2 protein-coding genes are annotated in these 3948 nt (G+C 25.3%); both read right to left on the reverse strand.

From position 1 onward, the window contains the following. Window positions 1–105 precede the first annotated feature (105 nt). The gene (locus KPL38_RS18470) at window positions 106–1923 is read right to left on the reverse strand and encodes an ATP-binding protein (RefSeq protein ID WP_216290601.1); all 1818 of its coding nucleotides are present in this window, start codon (window positions 1921–1923) and stop codon (window positions 106–108) included. Window positions 1924–1928: 5 nt separating this feature from the next. Further along, window positions 1929–2903 (reverse strand): alpha/beta fold hydrolase, encoded by a 975-nt coding sequence (locus KPL38_RS18475; protein ID WP_216290602.1) that lies wholly within the window; start codon window positions 2901–2903, stop codon window positions 1929–1931. Window positions 2904–3948 lie beyond the last annotated feature (1045 nt).

The raw sequence follows: 3948 nt of genomic DNA on the forward strand, positions 1-3948 counted from the left end.
TAATTACTAAATTTACCATTGTTCGTGTTATGCAATGGTCTTTTTGTTATGCAATGAAATTAACAACTACTTTCGCAAATTTACACTTGACTTTAACTAGCTGGTCTATATTAACGGTATTTCTATAAAAAAAGTTGTTTCCTTATCATTAGTCTCAAAACTTATTTTACCATTAAACCTACCCTTTATTATTGATTTAGATATGTATAACCCAAGTCCAGTCCCTTTATTACCTTTTGTAGTTATCATTTTTTTAAATATATTCTTTTGAACTTTAGTAGGTATTTCCTGTCCTGAATTTTTGACATAAAATATAATTTCTTTATCTTTTCTATATACTCCTAAAGTTATTATACGTTCCTCATTCTTTTCGCTTGCCTCTATAGCATTAGTTAAAAGAATATTTAATACCTGCAAAAGTGAATTAATGCTGCCTTTAATTACTTCGTCATAACAAATATCTATTTTCTCAACTAATGTACACTTATACTTTTTAAATTCATAACTCATAAATAATTTAACCTTATATATAAGTTCTTTTATAAAAAATTTATCTTCATCAATCTGTTCAAATTCCTTTACTTGACCTTTTACTGTAGTAATTACATCTGACATATATATTAAGTACTCAGATATTCTGTTTTGCCAGTCATTAACCTCATTCATCAATTTTGTAACATATTCAATATCAGTATCTTCCTTTTGTATATATTCATATATTTTTGTTGTATTTTTCTTAATTATTTGAATACCACCAGCAGAACCCATTAAAGGAGTTTTTAAATTATGAGCAATTCCTCCAATCAATTGATTTAATGATAACAATCGTTCTTTTTCAATTAATTCAAATTGATTTTGTTTAAAAAGTTCTAAGTTTCTTTTGTATAAAGTAATATCTTTAAATAAAATGACTATTCCAAAATACTCTTTCTTAATAATTATTGGATTAGTTTGCGCCTCAAAATATTTTTTATCAGACTCATTCCCTATTGCAACTTCAATAATCTTAACACTATTATTAACTCTTGATTCATCAATTAACTTTATTAAGTTATTCTTACACTCAATTAGTTTGCTACAATCTATTATGTCATTAAAACCATTATATTTTCTATCTTCAGTTAAAAAATTCTTTGTGAAAGCCTTATTAACTTCTATAATATTCAATTTTTCATCTAAAACTAAGACAGAATCTGATACAAGTTGAACTACATCTTCAAATTCAAACATATATTTATGGAATTTAAGTCTAACACCAAATATACCATATTTATATGCAAAATATATAAATCCTATAAACTGAACAAAAAATACTATTGGATATACTCTCCAAGTTTGATCTATACCAAAACTTCTTAATATAAAATTAGCTAAAGCACAATAAACAAAAAATGGTGCAACTATACTTGCATTTATTAATTTATATTTTTTAACTGAATAAGATTTTTCTTTTAAATATGAATAAACTATAAAAAAAGCTCCACCTAAAATGTATGGAGCACACCAAACACTTAGTAGCTTAAAATATAATTTTAATTCATTGGGTGTTTTTAAATAATTACTCCTTATAGGAAAATGTATAAAACAAATAATTGAGGGTATAAAAAGTATAATATATATTATTTTTTTATTCTTCTTAACTATATTTGCATAAGATAGACCATATAACAACATAAAGTAAGGGCCTATATAATGAGCAATATTAGACATTAAAGCACTTATATATGTAATTAATTTAAATGTTTCACCACTAGCCCCTTGAGTTACTAGGTATTCTTTTATAGGACCTTCACAAACTGCTGCAAATGTACCAAGTCCCGCTAGAAAACATATTGCTGCCATGAATTTAGTTGATTCTGTTTTATAATCTTTTGTAAGAATAATAATTGCTATTAAAAATAAACCACTACTTGCGAATATCATATATATTACACTCTCTTATCTATAAATTCTAAAACATCTTTTTTAATCTTATTTTTGGATAGTACAATTCCCGAATGACCGCAACCATATATATTTCTTTTTGGTTTTCCCCAGTTTGCCCATAAAATATCTGTATCTTTGTCTATAACATATTTATCATACTTACCTGATACAAGAAGTATTTTATTAAGGTCTATTACTGGTTTTCTTAAACTTGGATTAATAATTTTCCAACTTTCTTTTAATAAACTATGTCCAAATTTGTTTTTTACAAAATCTTTTTTTATGTATTTACCGGCTTCTGTTTCAAATATTGTAAATGATAAATCGTTAGCATAAAATAAAGATACTAACACATCAATATTTTTTTCCACCTCACTTAGTAAATTAGTCGTTATTCCACCTAAACTCAAGCCTATAACTATAACTTTACTCTTTTTATCAGTTTTAATAGAACTTATTAAAGCTCTAATATCACTTACAGCTTGTTGTTCAGATTTTAACGTTCTACTTACATTTGCACTTACAAAATATTCGCCACTATATAAAGATTCGTTTGGCGCCCTTTCCATATGAAACGGTAAGACATAATTATAAATGTTATAATTTCTTTCAATAAAACTATCTAAAAACACTTTTCCTAATCTATCTAAATTATCTGCTCTCCAACCATGTACAAAAATAACATTTATATTATTATCTGAAACTAAATTTTTTCTATAATGAAATATTGTATCTTTATTACTATGTCCATTTTTTACTTCACTTAAAAAATTAATTTTGCCTATTTCATATTTTTTTTCTATTGTATCTTTTTCATAATGTATTTTTGGTAAAGTTGGTTTTTTATAAAATTCTTCAAAATCACTATTAAGAACATTAACGTCTTTCTCAACATAGTCAAACTGATCTTTTTTACTATATTTTTTATGAAGACCATATAACCCATAGCTATCAGCCATTTCCGAAATTATTTTCATTATGTTGTTAACCTCCATGTATGGTGTAATCATAATCGATATTGCTTAGTTAAATTTAATTAAATTTAACTAAATACTTAACAATCCTTATAAATCACTACTTATTCTGAATTTTTTTAATAATATTTTACGAATTTTTCTTTTTATATGTCCCATTTCATAATTATATTATTCATTTAGTAATTTTGTGTCACAATAATTGTATGTGATTATTTAAAGCTTTTTCTACTGTTTCGGTACCAATATTAATATATTTTTGTGTAGTTTTTAAATCAGAATGTTGAAGCAATTCCCTGACTAATGCCACATTATAGTTATTATTTATATATATCTGTGTAGCAAAATACTTTCAGAAACTATGTGTGCTTATATTCTTCAATTCTAAATACTGTGTAACAGGTTTTAATTGCTTCTGTACTGCTCTAACGGTTATATCAAATATTTTTCAAGTTGACTTTATGCTATTCTCTAAAGTGTACATTTTTATATAATTATAAATTTCCTTGGGAACGGTAAATGTTCTTTTCTTCTCTGTCTTATCCTCTATAATGTTTAACCTATATCTATCTCCATCATTAATAATATTATTTAATCTTAATTCTAATAAATCTCCAATCCTTACTAAATTAGCTTCGATTACTAATACGGTTGCTATTCTATTGTTACCTCTAAACTCTTTAACTCTTTAACTCCATTTTTAAATTCTTGTTTCATAACGCCTATTATACTTTTCTATTGTTCTGTTGTTCTGTTGTTCTGTTGTTCTGTTGTTAATGCTACCATATAATATCACCGAATTTCCACAATTTATTTACTACACACTAATATAATTATAAAATAAGTTCGTGTTTTGTCAACGACTAGTCCGCTTTATGTAAAGTTAATGTTATGTCTTTTTAGCCTTAGTAATATAGCCAAAGTTCGTGTTTGTATGAAAGAACTAAACCGCTAAAGACGGTGGTAGACGAGTGCTAATCACTTTAATTTTTCTTTTTTCTTAAATCAAATAAAAAAATAGCATCTTAAATAAGATACTACTTTATTA

The organism is Clostridium psychrophilum (genome assembly GCF_018861705.1).
Classification (GTDB): domain Bacteria; phylum Bacillota; class Clostridia; order Clostridiales; family Clostridiaceae; genus Clostridium_AD; species Clostridium_AD psychrophilum.